Source organism: Afipia dichlorophenoxyacetatis (assembly GCF_055386385.1).
This window is the reverse complement of sequence record NZ_AP029250.1, coordinates 3,824,852-3,841,376: the sequence shown is the minus strand read 5'-3', so window position 1 is coordinate 3,841,376 and position 16,525 is coordinate 3,824,852. Positions and strand designations below refer to the sequence as shown.

The following is a 16,525-nucleotide window of genomic DNA, read 5'->3' as shown; positions in this document are numbered from 1 at the left end:
AAGAACAACAACGGAAACATCCATGCCCCGTTTTGCCGCCAATCTGACCATGATGTTCAACGAGTGGTCGTTTCTCGATCGCTTTGCTGCTGCTGCCGATGCCGGCTTCACCAACATTGAATTTCTGTTTCCCTACGATCATCCGCCGGAAGCGATTGCTGACAGACTAAAGAGCAATGGCCTGACCTTGGCGCTGTTCAATCTGCCGCCGGGCAACTGGGACGCGGGCGAGAAGGGCTTTGCCGCGCGTCCCAATCATTTCGCGGATTTGCAGAACAGCATCAAGCAGGCGTTGCCCTATGTTGCTGCTACTGGCGTTGAGCGGGTGCACTTGATGTCCGGCATCGCCGATCGCAGCAATCCCGAGGCGGTCAGTTCTTTTCGCCGGGGCGTGGCCTGGGCAGCTGAAGCGTTGGCTGAGGAAAATATCGATGTCGTCATCGAGCCGATCAATCCGCGCGACGTTCCGGGATATTTCCTCAACAATTTCGACTTCGCTCACGACCTGATCAATGAGATGAAGTTGCCGAACCTGAAACTGCAATTCGACATCTATCATCGTCAGATCGTGCACGGCGACGTCACCATTGCACTCCGGCAGATGATGCCGATGATCGGACATATTCAGATCGCGAGCGTGCCGTCACGTAACGAACCGGCGAGTGAGGAATTAAATTATCCTTTCCTGTTCGATGAGCTGGATCGCCTTGGCTACGACGGATTTGTCGGCTGCGAATATAGGCCCAAGGGGAAAACGGTTGACGGTCTGGGTTGGTTTGCGCCTTACGCTAAAGGAAAGTCGGGAGTTCGGTCGTGACACTCGCACTGGGCTGTATCGCCGACGACTACACGGGCGCGTCTGATCTTGCGAACATGTTGACGCGCAGCGGCTTGCGAACCGTGCAGACCATTGGTGTTCCGGATGAAGCACTGGCGCTTCCGGACGTTGATGCCGTCGTCGTCTCGCTGAAAAGTCGATCCATTGAGGCTTCCCAGGCTGTCGCGCGTTCGCGCGCTGCGGACAAATGGCTGCGTGGGCGCGGCGCGTCGCACGTGCTGTTCAAGATTTGCTCGACGTTTGATTCTACGGATGCCGGTAATATCGGTCCGGTCATGGACGCGTTGCGAGACGATTCCGGTGATCCTATTGTGCTGGTCACCCCAGCGTTCCCTGGCACCGGACGAACAGTCTATCAAGGCAATCTCTTTGTCGGCAGCGTGCCGTTGAACGAAAGCCCGTTGAAGGATCATCCACTCAACCCGATGCACGATTCCAATCTGGTGCGCGTGCTGGGTCGCCAGAGCCGAGATAAGGTCGGGCTTGTCGATCTGGCCACGGTGGTTCGCGGACCTGATGCGATCCGTAAGCGCGTCGCGGATCTCGCGGGAGAGGGATATCACAGCGCGATTGTTGATGCGGTGTTCGATCACGAACTCGAAGCCATCGGCCAGGCTGCGCTCGACTATGACTTGTCCGTTGGTGCATCCGGCATGGGGCTGGGCCTAGCTCGTGGCCTGATCACGTCGGGCAAAGTGAAGGATGCTTCGGCCTCGGCCGTTGAGAGCAAGCCAGTTGGCGGTCCCGTCGCATGTCTTGCGGGAAGTTGCTCTCAGGCAACCTTGGCGCAGATTGCGGAAGCAGAGAAGACGATGGCCGTGTTGCGGCTCGATCCCGAACAGATTGTCAAAGGTGGATCGGAGGTTCAGCGTGCACTCGACTGGGCGAAGAACCACCTCGGGAAATCAGCAATCTTGATTGCAAGCAGCTCGACGCCCGATCAGGTGTCTGCCTTGCAATCACGGTACGGTCGCGATGTTGCAGGTCAGGCTATCGAACAGGCCATGGCTGACATCAGCGAAGGATTGGTGTCGGAAGGCGTGCGACGCCTGATCATTGCCGGTGGTGAGACGTCGGGTGCGGTGGTGGATCGGCTTAATATCCCGGCCTTCCTCGTCGGTCCGGAAATCGCCACGGGCGTGCCCGTGCTGCGGACCATCGGGAGCAAAAGAGGTGACATGATCATGGCGCTGAAGTCCGGAAATTTCGGCGGTCTGGACTTCTTCAACGATGCGGTTCGACTGGTGTCTTAATTTAAGATCAGGATTTTCTGGTCTTTCGAGATTTTGTCTTCGAACTCTGTTTCTTGGATGTTTTCTTTTTAGTGCTCTTCCTCGCCTTTTTGGCGGGGACTTTCTTTCCTTCCTTGCGCGCCTCGGAAAGGCCGATCGCGATGGCCTGTTTCCGGCTTTTGACTTTCCTGCCGGAGCGGCCGCTCTTTAACGTTCCTTTCTTCGCCTTGCGTACTGCGCGTGCGACTTTTTTCGATGCAGCCTTTGAGTATTTGCGGGCCATGCACTCCCTCCGAGCTTGATCTAAGCCGATATAGGAATAAGTGCAGGCGGAACGCTCGGTTCCAGTAAGTCCGAGGGATACCAAGACCGAGGGAGCCTCGAATGGAACCAATAGGCTCGCTCGACGTTTCAATGGGTTAATCCGAATTCCTGTGGCAGGGGTTTCGTCAAACACACCAGATGCTTGATACGAACCAGGCAAGTTCTCCGAACTTTCTTGCCGGCGGCGGCGAGATGGGTGCGCTTATGCGTGCCTTTGCCTGGTCCTCTACGCCGCTTGGGCAACCTGAGACTTGGCCGCAAAGCTTGAAGACCATGGTCAGGCTTCTGCTCAATACCAACCACCCGATGTTCATTTGGTGGGGACCGCAACTCATCCAGCTTTATAACGATGCGTACCGGGCCACGATGGGACCAGAGCGGCATCCCAGTGCCCTCGGGCAACGCGGTCGTGAATGCTGGGAAGAGATCTGGCCCATTATTGGGCCGCAGATCGAACAAGTGATGAGCGGCGGCGGCGCGACATGGCGTGAGAACCAGTTGGTGCCCGTCACGCGCCACGGTAAACTTGAACAGGTTTATTGGACCTACAGTTATAGTCCTATCGACAGCGAAGGTGAGGTCGGCGGCGTGCTGGTGATATGCCGTGACGTGACCAAGGAGTACACGGCATCACTTGCCTTGCGTGAGCGTGAAGCAGAACTCACGCGTGTCCAACAAATTGGTCGTATCGGTGGGCTTGAGGTCGATCTCCGGGACGGCTTTCGCAACCGAAGATCCCCGGAATATCTGGCCATTCATGGCCTTCCGCCGGAGGCTGCCAGCGAGACGCACGAAGATTGGGTGAGGCGGGTTCATCCCGAGGATCGGGCCGCCGCAGAGAAGCGATTTCGCGACGCAGTTAAGGGTGATGTTGGCGACTACTCGGTGACGTATCGCATCATTCGCCCTAGCGATGGGCAAGTGCGATGGATTTCGGTCAAGGCGATCATCGAGCGTGACGCTGATGGCGCGCCGTTGCGCTTGGTCGGCGCTCACACTGACGTCACCGAACAGGTGACGGCCGAGAAGGCGCTGCGAGAAAGCGAAGAGGAATTTCGGACACTCGCAGACGCTGTGCCGCATCACGTATGGACTGCCAAACCAGATGGAATAGCAACCTGGTTCAACCCGCGTGTTTACGAGTATGTGGGAGCGGAAGTTGGTGACCTTGATGGAAGAGAGTGGGTCAAGATCATCCATCCGGATGACTTGCCTATCGCCCTCGCGGCCTGGACGCGTGCCCTCGAAATGGGCGAGACCTATGAAGTTGAATTCCGCCTGCGCCGGAAAGACGGCGTTTATCGCTGGTTCCTCGGACGAGCCGTGCCGGCGCGTGACGAACTTGGGCGGATCATTCGCTGGATTGGTACCGGCACGGATGTGCACGACCAAAAGACGATATCCGCAGAGCTTGCGGCACTGAATGCGACGCTGGCGGAACGGGTTCAAGAAAAAACCCGCGAGCGTGATCGCATATGGAATGTATCGCGGGATCTCCTGGCTGTCGCGGATCTCGATGGCACGTTGCGAAGCGTCAACCCCGCATGGACAAAAACACTTGGCTGGACCGAACAGGAATTGCTCCACAGAAAAACGGAGTGGCTTGAGCATCCGGACGATCGAGAGAAGGCGATTACCGAACTCGATAACCTCAATCGCGGCAAGCCGACGATCCGGTTTGAGGGGCGCGTTCTCCACCGGGACGGTTCCTATCGGTGGCTGTCGTGGACTGCCGTTCCCGATGCGGGGCAGATTTATGCAGTTGCACGTGATGTCACGGAAGAGCGGGCCGCAGCGGAGAGGTTGAAGGCCACTGAAGAAGCCTTGCGTCAGTCGCAAAAGATGGAGGCCGTCGGCCAGCTGACCGGGGGCATCGCCCACGACTTCAACAACCTGTTGACCGGTATCATCGGCTCGCTGGACTTAATGCAAGCGAAGTTGAGCAAGGGAAAGTTTGACAATATTGAGCGCTACATCGGTGCCGCGATGACCTCGGCGCATCGTGCGGCAGCGCTCACGCATCGACTACTGGCCTTTGCACGGCGACAACCGCTCAGCCCGAAGTCGATCGATGCCAATCAACTCATCGCATCTCTTGAGGATCTGATGCGGCGAACGATCGGCGAGGACATCGATCTCGAAGTTGCACCATCGAGTAAGCTATGGAGCGTCCTGTGCGATCCCAATCAACTCGAAAGCGGCTTGCTGAATCTCGCGATCAATGCCCGTGACGCCATGCCGGAAGGCGGGCGGCTGATGATCAAGACAAAGAATGTTCGGCTTGATGGCGTGCTGGAAAGCAACCCGGCCCTTTCACCGGGGGACTATATCTGCATCGATGTCACCGACACCGGTGCAGGCATGACGGACGATGTTGTGGCGCGCGCATTCGATCCTTTTTTCACGACAAAACCGATCGGACAGGGGACAGGGCTCGGCCTGTCAATGATCTATGGTTTCGCGAGGCAATCGAATGGTCACGTCACGATCGACAGCACGCCGGGACATGGCACGTCGGTCAAAATTTATTTGCCTCGCCATGTGGGAGACGCGGCGGTCGATGCAGGGGCGTTGAACGCCGTTGGCGACCACCAGGCATCTGGCGAAACTGTGCTGTTGGTAGAGGATGAACCGGTCGTCCGCAGCGTCGTTCTCGAACTCCTGGAAGAGCAGGGCTATCGGACGCTGGAAGCTGTCGATGGCCCATCGGGCCTTCACGTCCTGGGGCGTGACGAGCGGATCGACCTACTGGTCACCGATATCGGATTACCTGGAATGAACGGGCGTGAATTGGCTGATCAGGCTCGTGAACTCAGGCCGGATCTGAAGATTCTCTTCATCACCGGGTATGCTGAGAACGTCGCGATGGCAAAAGGCTTTCTCCAGCCGGGCATGGACATGATGACCAAGCCCTTCGAAGGAGAGAAATTCCTGCAACGCGTGAAGGATATGATCGCCGGCTGAGTGTGGCGGTTCAGAAGTCCGCACCGTTCGCGGAGCGCGTCCCGAATGCGGACTTCTGAACCAAAGCCACACTAACTTTATGACTTGCTAGTGTCCTTTGATTCCGAAGTCCGCAAACGAAGGTGCAGCGGGATAATGCGAACTTCGGAATCGGACACTAGCGGGCGGCGATTACCAGCCGCGGAAGACGACGCTGGCGTTGACGCCGCCGAACCCGAAGCCATTCGACAACACATGTTCAATGGCCATCGGCCGCGCGGTCTTGGCCACAAGGTCGATGCCTGTGGCCTCGGCATCCGGGTGGTCCAGGTTGAGGGTCGGTGGTGCGATTTGATCGCGTAATGCAAGTACCGAGAAGATGGCTTCGAGGCCGCCCGCCGCGCCGAGCAAGTGGCCGGTTGCGGATTTCGTGGCGCTCACTGCAACGCTGCCCTTGGTGCCGAACAGGGTCTTGATCGCGGCAAGCTCGCCGTTATCGCCGACCGGTGTCGACGTGGCGTGGGCATTGAGATGCTGAACTTCAATCGGTGCGATGCCCGCCTGACGTATCGCGATCTCCATGGCGCGCCGTGCCCCGTCGCCATCCTCGGGTCCCGCCGTCATGTGATAGGCGTCGGAGGTGGTGCCGTATCCGACCAACTCGACGATCGGCGTTGCACCGCGATTCAGCGCGTGATCGAGCGTCTCGATCACGAGAATTCCAGCGCCTTCACCCATCACGAAGCCATCGCGGTCCTTGTCAAACGGACGCGACGCCTTTTGGGGCTCGTCGTTGAACCTGGTGGAGAGGGCACGCGCAGCTGCAAATCCTCCGAGACTGACGCGATCGATGCAGGCTTCGGCACCGCCGGCGATTGCAATGTCAGCCTCCCCAGAATGGATCAGACGCGCAGCATCGCCGATCGCCTGTACGCCGGCAGCACAGGCCGTGACCGGCGCACCCAGTGGCCCTTTGAAGCCGTGACGGATTGCAACCTGCCCGGCGGCAAGATTGACGAGGAAGGCCGGTACGGTGAAGGGCGAAAGGCGGCGGATGCCACGTTCGTCAGTGGTGCGAACGGCGTCGACGATGGCAGGGAAGCCGCCAACGCCGGATGCGATGATTGTTGCAGTACGCTCGCGAGCGACAGCGTTATCCGGTATCCATCCGGCTTGCGCGATCGCTTCATTGGCCGCCATCATTGCGAACTGAATGAAGCGGTCCATTTTCTTTTGGTCTTTACGAGGCACCGCGCGATCGGCATCGAAGCCGAACTCGGGATCTTCGGCAATGTCGGGAACAACACCACAGACTTTTGCCGGCAGATCGGCGCCGATATTGTCCGAGAGTGCACGAAGGCCGGATTGGCCCGCAATGAGGCGCGACCAGTTGCCTTCGACGCCGCAACCCAGGGGAGACACGGCTCCCATTCCGGTGACGACAATTCGGCGTGTGCTACTCTGTTTCACGGCGTAATTACCCTGTTGTCAGATATCTCTTTGCGGATCGCCGAGAGTAGAGCTCGGCGATCCATGACCCGAAGGCCACGCGGTGGCACTAGTGCGTTTTACGCTCGACCGCGATAGCAGTGGCTTCGCCGCCGCCAATGCACAGAGAGGCAATGCCTTTGCTGACATTGTTCTTCTCCATCGCATGGAGCAGCGTCACGATCAGACGGGCACCCGTCGCACCGATCGGATGGCCAAGCGCGCAGGCGCCACCGTTGATATTCAATTTCTCGCGCGGAATTCCGAGGTCACGGGCTGCGGCCATCGGCACGACAGCGAAAGCCTCGTTGATCTCGAACAGATCGACATCGTTGGCAGTCCAGCCAACCTTCTCCAGCAGCTTTCTGATCGCTGGGATCGGAGCGGTGGTGAACCAGGCCGGTTCCTGGCTGTGGGTCGAATGGCCCTTGATTTCCGCCAGGATCGGCAAGCCTTCGCGCTCGGCGATCGAGCGTCGCGTCAACACAAGTGCGGCGGCACCGTCGGCATTGGCCGAGGAGGCCGCGGGCGTAATCGTACCGTTCGGGCGGAATGCTGGCTTCAGGTTCGGAATTTTCGCAGGATCAACCTTCAACGGATGTTCGTCGTTCTCGACCACCCGAACGCCGGCTTTTTCTTTGACCGAAATAGGCGCGATCTCGCTCTTGAACGTGCCACCCTCGACCGCCTTGCGCGCGCGGGTCAGGGTCTCCATCGCATATTCGTCCTGATCCTTGCGGGTGAACTGGTAGGCTTCGGCGGTGGCTTCGCCGAAATCACCCATCGAACGGCCGGTTTCGTAGGCATCTTCGAGGCCGTCCATCAGCATGTGATCGATGATGCGGTCATGTCCGACGCGATAGCCGCCGCGCGCTTTAGCGAGCAGGTACGGGGCGTTGGTCATGCTTTCCATGCCGCCCGCGACGACGATTTCAGCGGAACCGGCATTGATGATGTCGTGCGCCAGCATGGTGGCCTTCATGCCCGAGCCGCAGACCTTGTTGATGGTGGTTGCGCCGGTTCCGTCCGGCAACTTCGCGCCACGTGCAGCCTGGCGGGCAGGAGCCTGTCCCTGGCCGGCGGGAAGCACGCAGCCCATGAACACTTCGTCGATCCGCTCCGGCGACAGCTTTGCGCGCTCAAGGGCCGCGCCAATGGCGTGTGAACCGAGGTTATGGGCGCTGAATGACGATAATTCACCCTGGAAACGGCCGAGTGGAGTACGCACAGCAGAAACGATGACGACGGGGTCTGACGTTGACATGGGACTCTCCTGTTGCCGGCACGCAGGCAAGGCATTGTGATTTAGATGATGGATATCATATGAAGGGAGGCGAAAATTGCAATCGCATCCGCACAATAAAATAAGGTTGCGGACATCAGTGGAACAAGCGTCCGTTTTGTTTGAAACGGACGAATTTCCATTCGAAAGCGGTCACTTCTTCTTGTCGAGGAAGGTGCGCATGTGACGCTGCGGCTCGCCGGTCAGAAATGCCTGGCCGAAAACGCCCACGCTCAGATTGACGGATTCCGTCAACGGCAGCTCTTCCCATTGTTTCAGCAACGCCTTCTGGCTGCGCATCGCTTCAGTGCCGCATTCGGCGATCGATGACGCGACGGCCATGATGGCAGTATCGAGGTCTGTCTCTGGGACAACTTGATCGACCAAGCCCCAGCCAAGAGCTGTCGCCGCATCGATATTCGCTCCCGCTAGAATCAGCCATCGAGCACGTCCCCAACCAATCAACCGCGGCAGCAAAGCTGCATGAATGACCGAGGGAATGCCGACTTTCACTTCGGGCATGCCAAACTTTGCATCGTCGGCGGCGATACGCAGATCGCAGGCGGCCGCAACTTCAAGTCCTCCGCCCAGGCACCATCCCTTCAATCGCGCGATGACAGGTGAGGGGAACTGCCGGACGGACTCGCAAAGATCGCGCAGCCCCTTGATGAATGTTTCAGCTGAAGCCTGATTGAGCGTCACCATTTCCTTGATGTCGGCTCCGCCGATAAAGCTCTTCTCGCCGGACCCCGCCAGGATCAGCGCGAATGCCATTGTCTTTGGCAAGCGTTTCCAGCCCTTCCCGAACTCCGGCGATCACTGCCGAGTTGACGATGTTGAGCGAGCCGGCGTTTCGGATCGTCAATTGTGCAATGCCGTTGTCGCGGTGCGCAACGTCGCAGTAGTCGTTGATCGTTTGCATGTTACCGAAGCTTAATTGTTGGAACGCGAGTGGGAATGCGATGGTGCGCGATCATCTTGCTTTGTCAAATGACTTGCATGGCAGCCATTTTGCCTGAAAAGCCTCATTCGCGGAGCAATTCATGCTATATATGACCATCGACATATTATAGGTGAGGCGCCGATGCGCTATTCAAAGGATCATAAGGCTGAGACGCACGAGCGGATCGTAAGGAGCGCATCGGTGCGCCTGCGCGAGCGTGGCGCGGCAGGTCTCGGTGTTGCTGAGCTGATGAAAGAGGCGGGGCTCACGCACGGCGGCTTTTATGCGCACTTTGCATCGCGCGACGCGCTGATCGGCGAAGCCTTTATCCATGCAATGGAGCTGGCGGCAAAGCGTTGGCGCAAGCGGGCGGATGAAGCGCCGGAGGGCGAGGGGCTTGCTGCGGTTGTAAATGGCTATCTGACTGCCGCTCACCGCGACGACATTGGCAATGGATGCGCGCTCCCGGCACTCGGGGCCGAAGTTTCGCGAGCCAACCCCAAAGTCCGTAAGGCTGTCGCAGCCAAGCTTGAGAGAATGATCGAGGTCATCGCCGGCGAGATATCCGGATCGAACGAAAAAGACGCGCGCCGGGAGGCCATCGGCGCCTTGGCCACGATGATGGGGGCCTTGTTGATGGCCCGTATGGCGGGAACGGGCGAATTTTCGGACGAGATCCTTGAGGCAGGTCGTTATGCGGCCAAGAAGGCTGATGACGCGGCCAAACCGCGAAAGCGCAAGCCGGCAACCAAGGGCATTGAGGCGTCAGCGGCCACGGATTCTCCAGTTCGCTCTTGAGACCAGATGGTCATTTTTAATGATCGGTTGATTATTCGCTCCGATTTTTGTTGCCAACATACAGTCGGTGGCCTGAAAAAATCGAATATTTTCAAGGGCGTTCTTTGCAATAGATGCGACTGTGCTGTGCGCAGAACCCCGTTCCAATTTCTTATCGGACGGTGCTAAAAGCCTCGTAGTTTCTTTCTGGAGGTTACGCATGCGATCGATCGGGCACTTTATCGGCGGAAAACACGTTAAGGGTACATCGGGCCGTTTCGCCGACGTTTTCGAACCCATGACAGGTGAGGTTCAGGCCCAGGTTGCACTCGCTTCCAAAGCGGAGCTGCGTGCCGCGGTGGAGAACGCCAAAGCGGCGCAACCGGCATGGGCGGCGACCAACCCACAGCGTCGCGTCCGTGTTCTGATGAAGTTCCTGGAATTGGTGGCGCGCGATAACGATGCGCTGGCTGATTTGCTCGCCCGCGAGCACGGCAAAACCATTCCCGACGCCAAGGGCGACATCTTGCGTGGCGTCGAAGTCGTCGAGTTCGCGCTTGGCATTCCGCACCTCATGAAGGGCGAATACACCGAAGGCGCCGGTCCCGGCATTGATCTTTACTCCATGCGCCAGCCGCTTGGTGTTGTTGCCGGTATCACCCCGTTCAACTTCCCAGCGATGATCCCGATGTGGAAGTTCGCGCCGGCGATCGCCTGCGGTAACGCTTTTATTCTAAAGCCGTCAGAGCGCGATCCAGGCGTGCCGATGAAGCTGGCCGAGCTGATGATCGAGGCAGGCTTGCCGCCGGGCGTCCTGAACGTCGTTAATGGCGACAAGGAGTCGGTCGATGCGATCCTGGATGATCACGATATCGCAGCGGTTGGTTTCGTAGGCTCCTCGGCGATCGCTCAGTACATCTACGAGCGTGCGGCTGCGACTGGAAAGCGTTGCCAGTGCTTTGGTGGTGCGAAGAACCATCTGATCATCATGCCGGACGCCGACATGGATCAGACGGCAGATGCGCTGGTCGGTGCTGGCTATGGCGCAGCCGGCGAACGCTGCATGGCGGTTTCGGTCGCGGTGCCGGTCGGCAAGACGACTGCTGATCGCCTGATGGAAAAGCTCATTCCACGCGTCGAGAACCTCAAGATCGGTCTTTCGACCGATCCGACCGCTGATTACGGTCCGCTTGTCACCAAGGCGGCGCTCGATCGCGTGCGGGACTATGTCGAGATCGGTATCAAGGAAGGCGCCAAGCTCGCCGTCGACGGCCGCGGCTTCAAGATGCAGGGCTACGAAAAGGGCTTCTACATGGGCGGTTGTCTGTTCGACAACGTCACCAAGGACATGCGCATCTACAAGGAAGAAATTTTCGGCCCTGTGCTGTCCGTCGTTCGCGCGAATGACTTTAACGAGGCCGTTGCATTGCCGTCCGATCATGAATACGGCAACGGCGTTGCGATCTTCACCCGCGATGGCGATGCTGCTCGCGAGTTTGCGGCCAGGGTGAACGTCGGCATGGTTGGCATCAACGTGCCAATTCCTGTGCCGGTCGCTTACTACACTTTCGGCGGCTGGAAGCGGTCCGGTTTCGGAGACCTCAACCAGTACGGTCCAGACTCGGTGCGGTTCTACACCAAGACCAAGACTGTGACCTCGCGCTGGCCATCCGGCGTCAAGGAAGGTGCCCAGTTCTCGATGCCGACCAGCTAACGGCAAGCGAGGCGGGCGCTGATGCAGTTCGCACTCACTGAAGATCAGACCGCGGTTCGCGACATGGCTCGCGAATTTGCGGCTGAGAAAATCGCTCCCTTCGCTATCAAGTGGGATGAGGAGCGGCATTTCCCCGTCGATGTCATGCGCGAAGCTGCTGCGCTCGGCATCGGCGGCATTTACATCCGCGACGATGTGGGCGGTTCGGCGCTTACGCGTTTCGACGCAGCTCTGATTTTTGAGGCGCTCGCGATGGGATGTCCGACGGTGTCGGCATTCATCTCGATCCACAATATGTCGGCGTGGATGATCGACGCCTATGGATCGCAGGCGCAACGCCAACAATGGCTGCCGCGTCTCTGCACCATGGAGCTGCTCGCAAGCTATTGCCTCACAGAGCCAGGCTCGGGATCGGATGCTGCAGCACTCAGCACGCGCGCTGTCCGCGATGGCGATCATTATGTCCTCAATGGGCAAAAGCAGTTTATTTCCGGCGCGGGCAAGAGCGATCTGTACGTCGCCATGGTTCGCACCGGCGGCGAAGGTCCTTCAGGTATTTCCACGCTGGTCATCGAGGGCGATACGCCCGGCGTGTCGTTCGGCGGCAACGAGCGGAAGATGGGCTGGAATGCGCAGCCGACCCGCGCGGTGATTTTCGAGAATGCACGAGTGCCGGTTACCAACCGCCTCGGCGATGAAGGCATCGGCTTTAAGATCGCCATGGCCGGTCTTGACGGCGGGCGGCTGAACATTGCCGCGTGCTCACTGGGTGGCGCGCAATCTGCCCTCGATAAATCACTCGCCTATATGAAAGAGCGCAAGGCGTTCGGAAAACGCCTGGACGAATTCCAGGCCCTGCAGTTCCGTCTTGCAGACATGGCGACCGAACTGGAGGCCGCGCGAACGTTTTTGTGGCGGGCGGCGGCTGCTCTGGATCGCAAGGATCCGGACGCAAGCATGCTGTGCGCAATGGCTAAGCGCTTCGGTACCGATGTGGGATTCGAAGTTGCCAATCAGGCGCTGCAATTGCACGGCGGTTATGGCTACCTTGCCGAATATGGAATCGAAAAGATCGTAAGAGACTTGCGCGTGCATCAGATCCTGGAAGGCACCAACGAAATCATGCGGCTGATCGTGTCGCGGAAACTGATCGAGGCGGCGCGATGAATGCGCCTCTTGCTGCCATGAACAACGTCGATGGAGATCTGGTCGTTCGCCGCGAGGGCGCCGCTGGCGTGCTTCGCCTCAATCGTCCCAAGGCCATCAATGCGCTGACGCTCGACATGACGCGAGGCATCGTTACGGCGCTGGATGGCTTTGAGGCCGATCCCGGTGTTTCGCTGGTGCTGCTGGAAGGTGCCGGCGAACGCGGGCTTTGTGCCGGGGGCGATATCCGGGGGCTGTACGAAAGCGCAAAGGTCGGTGGTGACCTGGGTGCCGTGTTCTGGCGCGAGGAATACATCCTCAATGCGCGCATCCCGATCTATCCCAAACCTTATGTCGCCTATATGGACGGTTTGGTGATGGGTGGCGGCGTCGGCTTGTCCGCACATGGACCGCACCGGATCGTGACTGAGAAAACAAAGATCGCGATGCCTGAAGTCGGTCTCGGCTTCTTCCCCGACGTCGGCGGTACATGGTTGCTGTCACACACGCCGGGTGAGCTCGGGACTTACTATGCGCTGACGGGCCAGCCGATGAGCGGCGCGGACGCCATCTACGCAGGTATTGCGGATGTCCTGATTAATTCCGCCGATTGGCCCGCGCTGCGCGATGCGCTGATCAATGCCCCGCTGCGTGCCAACGCGAACGACGTTCGTGTCATCATGCAGGGTTATGCGGTGAAGGATGCGGCTCCCTCGATTGAGCAACATCGTGAACAGATCGATCGATGCTTTGCCTTCGACACGATGGAGGAGATCGTCGCTGCGTTGGAGCAAGACGGCTCCGAGTTTGCACTCGCGACGTTGAAGGCTCTGTCTGACAAGTCGCCGATCGGATTGAAAGTCACCTTGAAGTTGCTGCGGCTCGGCCGGTCGTCGAAATCGCTTAAAGAGTGTCTCGTTCGCGAATATGGCGCGGCTCTGGCCGTCTTTGAAAGCGCAGAGTTCATCGAAGGCGTTCGCGCGGCGGTGATTGACAAGGATCGCAATCCGAAATGGTCCCCGGCGCGTCTTGAAGATGTGGCGCCGGAGATGGTCGATAAATACTTTCAGCCACACACAAAATATCAGCTGGTGTTTCCAGACTGATTTCTAAAAAATCAAAAACGAGGAAGAAACATGGCAAGCATCGCATTCATTGGTCTTGGCAATATGGGTGGCCCGATGGCTGCCAACCTCGTGAAAGCCGGGCACAAGGTTCAGGGCTTTGATCTTGTGCAAGCATCAAAGGATGCAGCCAAAGCAGATGGCGTCAGCATCGCGGCGAGTGCGGCAGATGCGGTGAAGGGGGCGGAAGTCGTCATCACCATGTTGCCCGCCGGCAAGCACGTTCTGAGTGTGTGGACGGAGATCGTTCCCTTAGTCGCTAAGAACACACTGATGATCGATTGTTCGACCATTGATGTGGAAAGTGCGCGCCACGCCCACGCCCACGCATTGGAGCACAATTTGCCGTCGGTCGACGCGCCGGTCTCTGGCGGAACTGTTGGCGCGAAGAACGCCACGTTGACATTCATGGCCGGTGGCAGTGCCAACGCATTTGCTGCGGCCAAGCCTGTGCTGGAAAATATGGGCAAGAAGATCGTGCATTGCGGGGAAGCGGGCGCGGGGCAGGCGGCCAAGATCTGCAACAACATGATCCTCGCCATCTCTATGATCGGTGTGTCGGAGGCATTTGCTCTCGGCGAGAAACTTGGTCTTTCGCATCAGGCGTTATTCGATGTGGCCTCGACATCGTCGGGCCAGTGTTGGTCGCTGACAACCTATTGCCCGGTGCCGGGTCCGGTCCCGACATCGCCTGCGAACAATGACTACAAGCCGGGGTTTGCGGCTGCGCTGATGCTGAAGGACCTTCGTTTGTCGCAGGAGGCTGCGAAGTCGGCGGGCGCGGCGACACCGCTCGGAGCCCATGCCGAGAGCATCTACGATGCCTTCGAGAAAGCCGGCCATGGCAGTGTCGATTTTTCGGGAATTATCAAGCACGTGCGAAATCTAGCGAAGTAAGAGGTGGCGATGACGACGTTCCGGGACGCACGCGCTTTCCTCCTCAAACATCGCACTGATTACGACACGGCCGTCAGGGACTTCCGCTGGCCCGATGAAGCCCAGTTCAACTGGGCGCTCGACTGGTTTGACGCGGGGTTGGCCAAAGATCCAGAGAGCAAGGATCGCACCGCGCTGTGGATTGTTGATGTCGCGGCTAACACTGAGACTAAACTGACGTTCGGCGAGCTTTCGCGACGGTCCAATCAGACCGCAAATTTTCTTCGCGATCGCGGATTAAAGCGCGGCGATCATTTGTTGCTGCTGCTCGGCAACGTAGTGCCGCTGTGGGAGACCATGCTGGCCGCCATGAAGCTCGGCGTTGTGGTGATTCCGGCGACAACGCTGCTGACCGCTGATGAATTGCGTGATCGGCTCGATCGCGGCAAGGCGAAGGTCGTGGTGGCCTCTCAGGATCAGGTCGCCAAGTTCGAGGGGCTTGGCGGCGAGGGATTTACCAAGGTCGTTGTCGCCGCGACGTCGGACCACAATGGCTGGCGGCGTTACGAGGATGCAGCCAAATATCCTGAGACATTCACACCGGACGGGCCCACAGGGGTTAACGATCCGATGCTGCTGTACTTCACCTCCGGTACAACGGCGAAACCGAAGCTGGTGCTGCACAGCCATCGCAGTTATCCGGTCGGGTCGCTGTCGACGATGTACTGGCTTGGATTGCAGCCAGGGGACATCCACCTCAACATCTCCTCGCCGGGATGGGCCAAGCACGCATGGAGCTGCTTCTTCTCGCCATGGAATGCCGGCGCGACGATCTTCATCTGTAATCAGCCGCGTTTTGACGCGAAGACCTTACTCGCAACGGTCGCTCGCTGCGGCGTGACGACGTTGTGTGCTCCGCCGACGGTGTGGCGACTGTTCATCCAGGAACGGCTCGCGGACTACAAGGTGTCGGTGCGCGAGGTTTGCGGGGCCGGTGAGCCGCTCAATCCCGAAGTCATCGATCAGGTGAAGGCGGCCTGGGGGCTGACCATTCGCGACGGCTACGGCCAGACCGAAACCACGGCGCTTGCGGGCAATTCACCGGGACAACTGGTGAAAGTTGGATCGATGGGCCGGCCGTTACCAGGCTACAAGGTTAGGGTGATGGATGCGGACGGCAATCCCGCGAAAGAAGGCGAAATTCGCCTTGTTCTCGGTGCGGATCGGCCGGCGGGATTGATGCTTGGCTATCAAGGTGAAGACGGCAAACCTAAAGGTGCCGACGGTGATACCTATCAGACCGGCGACGTCGCGTTTCTCGACGACGATGGTTACCTGACATTTGTCGGCCGTTCGGACGACGTCTTTAAATCATCCGATTACCGTATCAGCCCATTCGAACTCGAGAGCGTATTGCTCGAGCACGATGTCGTCGCAGAAGCGGCGGTGGTGCCGACGCCAGACCCAATCCGTCTGGCGCTCCCAAAAGCCTACGTGTCCTTGGTTGCGGGCACGGCCATTTCCCGTGAGACTGCGTTGTCGATTTTCCAGTACACGCATTCACGCCTTGCGCCGTTCAAGCGGATTCGCCGCATTGAACTGGTATCGGAATTACCGAAGACGATCTCAGGCAAGATTCGTCGCGTGCAACTTCGTCGCCTGGAGCACGACAACGATCGCAAGGACCCCATGCGCGGTCATGAATTCCGGGAAGAGGATTTTCCAGAGCTGCAGGCTGGGCGCTAGCAGCGTTGGAGGAGATTTCATACTCCTCCAAATGAGAATCGACCAAATTTAGGCTCGAATGCGCATCTGACTTTCGTCTATGACGGATTCGC

General features: G+C 58.6%; 12 protein-coding genes and 1 pseudogene. 9 read left to right on the top strand and 4 right to left on the bottom strand.

The annotated features are described in order from the left end of the window. Nucleotides 1-22: 22 nt before the first annotated feature. Together otnI and otnK are read left to right on the top strand one after the other, a co-directional pair. Nucleotides 23-817, top strand: coding sequence for a 2-oxo-tetronate isomerase (gene otnI, locus ACZ5C3_RS17980; RefSeq protein ID WP_464031783.1), 795 nt, complete (start codon nt 23-25; stop codon nt 815-817). Next, the gene (gene otnK, locus ACZ5C3_RS17975) at nt 814-2,091 is read left to right on the top strand and encodes a 3-oxo-tetronate kinase (RefSeq protein ID WP_464031782.1); all 1,278 of its coding nucleotides are present in this window, start codon (nt 814-816) and stop codon (nt 2,089-2,091) included. Before otnI ends, otnK begins: the two co-directional genes overlap by 4 nt. 7 nt (nt 2,092-2,098) lie before the next feature. Here otnK and ACZ5C3_RS17970 read toward each other — a convergent pair whose 3' ends face one another. Continuing rightward, entirely contained in the window at nt 2,099-2,353 is a 255-nt protein-coding gene (locus ACZ5C3_RS17970; protein WP_464031780.1) for a DUF6496 domain-containing protein, read from the bottom strand. 179 nt (nt 2,354-2,532) lie between these two features. Between ACZ5C3_RS17970 and ACZ5C3_RS17965 the strand changes: the two genes are divergently transcribed. Continuing rightward, complete coding sequence (locus ACZ5C3_RS17965) at nt 2,533-5,358, top strand: hybrid sensor histidine kinase/response regulator (RefSeq protein WP_464031779.1); 2,826 nt, start codon at nt 2,533-2,535, stop codon at nt 5,356-5,358. Between the two features lie 171 nt (nt 5,359-5,529). On the opposite strand, the gene fabF is transcribed toward ACZ5C3_RS17965, so the two are convergent. From fabF to ACZ5C3_RS17950, 3 genes and pseudogenes are all read right to left on the bottom strand, one after another. After that, on the bottom strand, nt 5,530-6,807 hold the full coding sequence (gene fabF, locus ACZ5C3_RS17960) for a beta-ketoacyl-ACP synthase II (protein WP_464044194.1): 1,278 nt from the start codon (nt 6,805-6,807) through the stop codon (nt 5,530-5,532). Nucleotides 6,808-6,895: 88 nt separating this feature from the next. After that, entirely contained in the window at nt 6,896-8,089 is a 1,194-nt protein-coding gene (locus ACZ5C3_RS17955) for an acetyl-CoA C-acyltransferase (protein ID WP_464031777.1), read from the bottom strand. A gap of 171 nt (nt 8,090-8,260) precedes the next feature. After that, nucleotides 8,261-9,029: pseudogene (locus tag ACZ5C3_RS17950) on the bottom strand (enoyl-CoA hydratase). A 162-nt stretch (nt 9,030-9,191) separates the two neighbouring features. On the opposite strand from ACZ5C3_RS17950, the gene ACZ5C3_RS17945 reads away from it, so the two are divergent. The 6 genes from ACZ5C3_RS17945 (at nt 9,192) to ACZ5C3_RS17920 (ending at nt 16,433) form a co-directional block, all read left to right on the top strand. Next, a complete protein-coding gene (locus tag ACZ5C3_RS17945) occupies nt 9,192-9,848 on the top strand; it encodes a TetR/AcrR family transcriptional regulator (RefSeq protein ID WP_464044193.1) in 657 nt (218 codons plus the stop codon). 199 nt (nt 9,849-10,047) lie between these two features. Beyond that, nucleotides 10,048-11,541 carry a CoA-acylating methylmalonate-semialdehyde dehydrogenase gene (locus tag ACZ5C3_RS17940; RefSeq protein ID WP_464031775.1) on the top strand — a complete coding sequence of 498 codons (1,494 nt, stop codon included), beginning with the start codon at nt 10,048-10,050 and terminating at the stop codon, nt 11,539-11,541. Nucleotides 11,542-11,562: 21 nt separating this feature from the next. After that, on the top strand, nt 11,563-12,708 hold the full coding sequence (locus ACZ5C3_RS17935) for an isobutyryl-CoA dehydrogenase (protein ID WP_464031774.1): 1,146 nt from the start codon (nt 11,563-11,565) through the stop codon (nt 12,706-12,708). Next, nucleotides 12,705-13,793, top strand: a complete 1,089-nt coding sequence (locus ACZ5C3_RS17930) for an enoyl-CoA hydratase/isomerase family protein (RefSeq protein WP_464031772.1) — start codon at nt 12,705-12,707, stop codon at nt 13,791-13,793. Before ACZ5C3_RS17935 ends, ACZ5C3_RS17930 begins: the two co-directional genes overlap by 4 nt. Before the next feature lie 30 nt (nt 13,794-13,823). Further along, complete coding sequence (mmsB, locus tag ACZ5C3_RS17925) at nt 13,824-14,708, top strand: 3-hydroxyisobutyrate dehydrogenase (protein WP_464031770.1); 885 nt, start codon at nt 13,824-13,826, stop codon at nt 14,706-14,708. 9 nt (nt 14,709-14,717) lie between these two features. Further along, nucleotides 14,718-16,433, top strand: coding sequence for an AMP-binding protein (locus ACZ5C3_RS17920; protein WP_464031769.1), 1,716 nt, complete (start codon nt 14,718-14,720; stop codon nt 16,431-16,433). Nucleotides 16,434-16,525 lie beyond the last annotated feature (92 nt).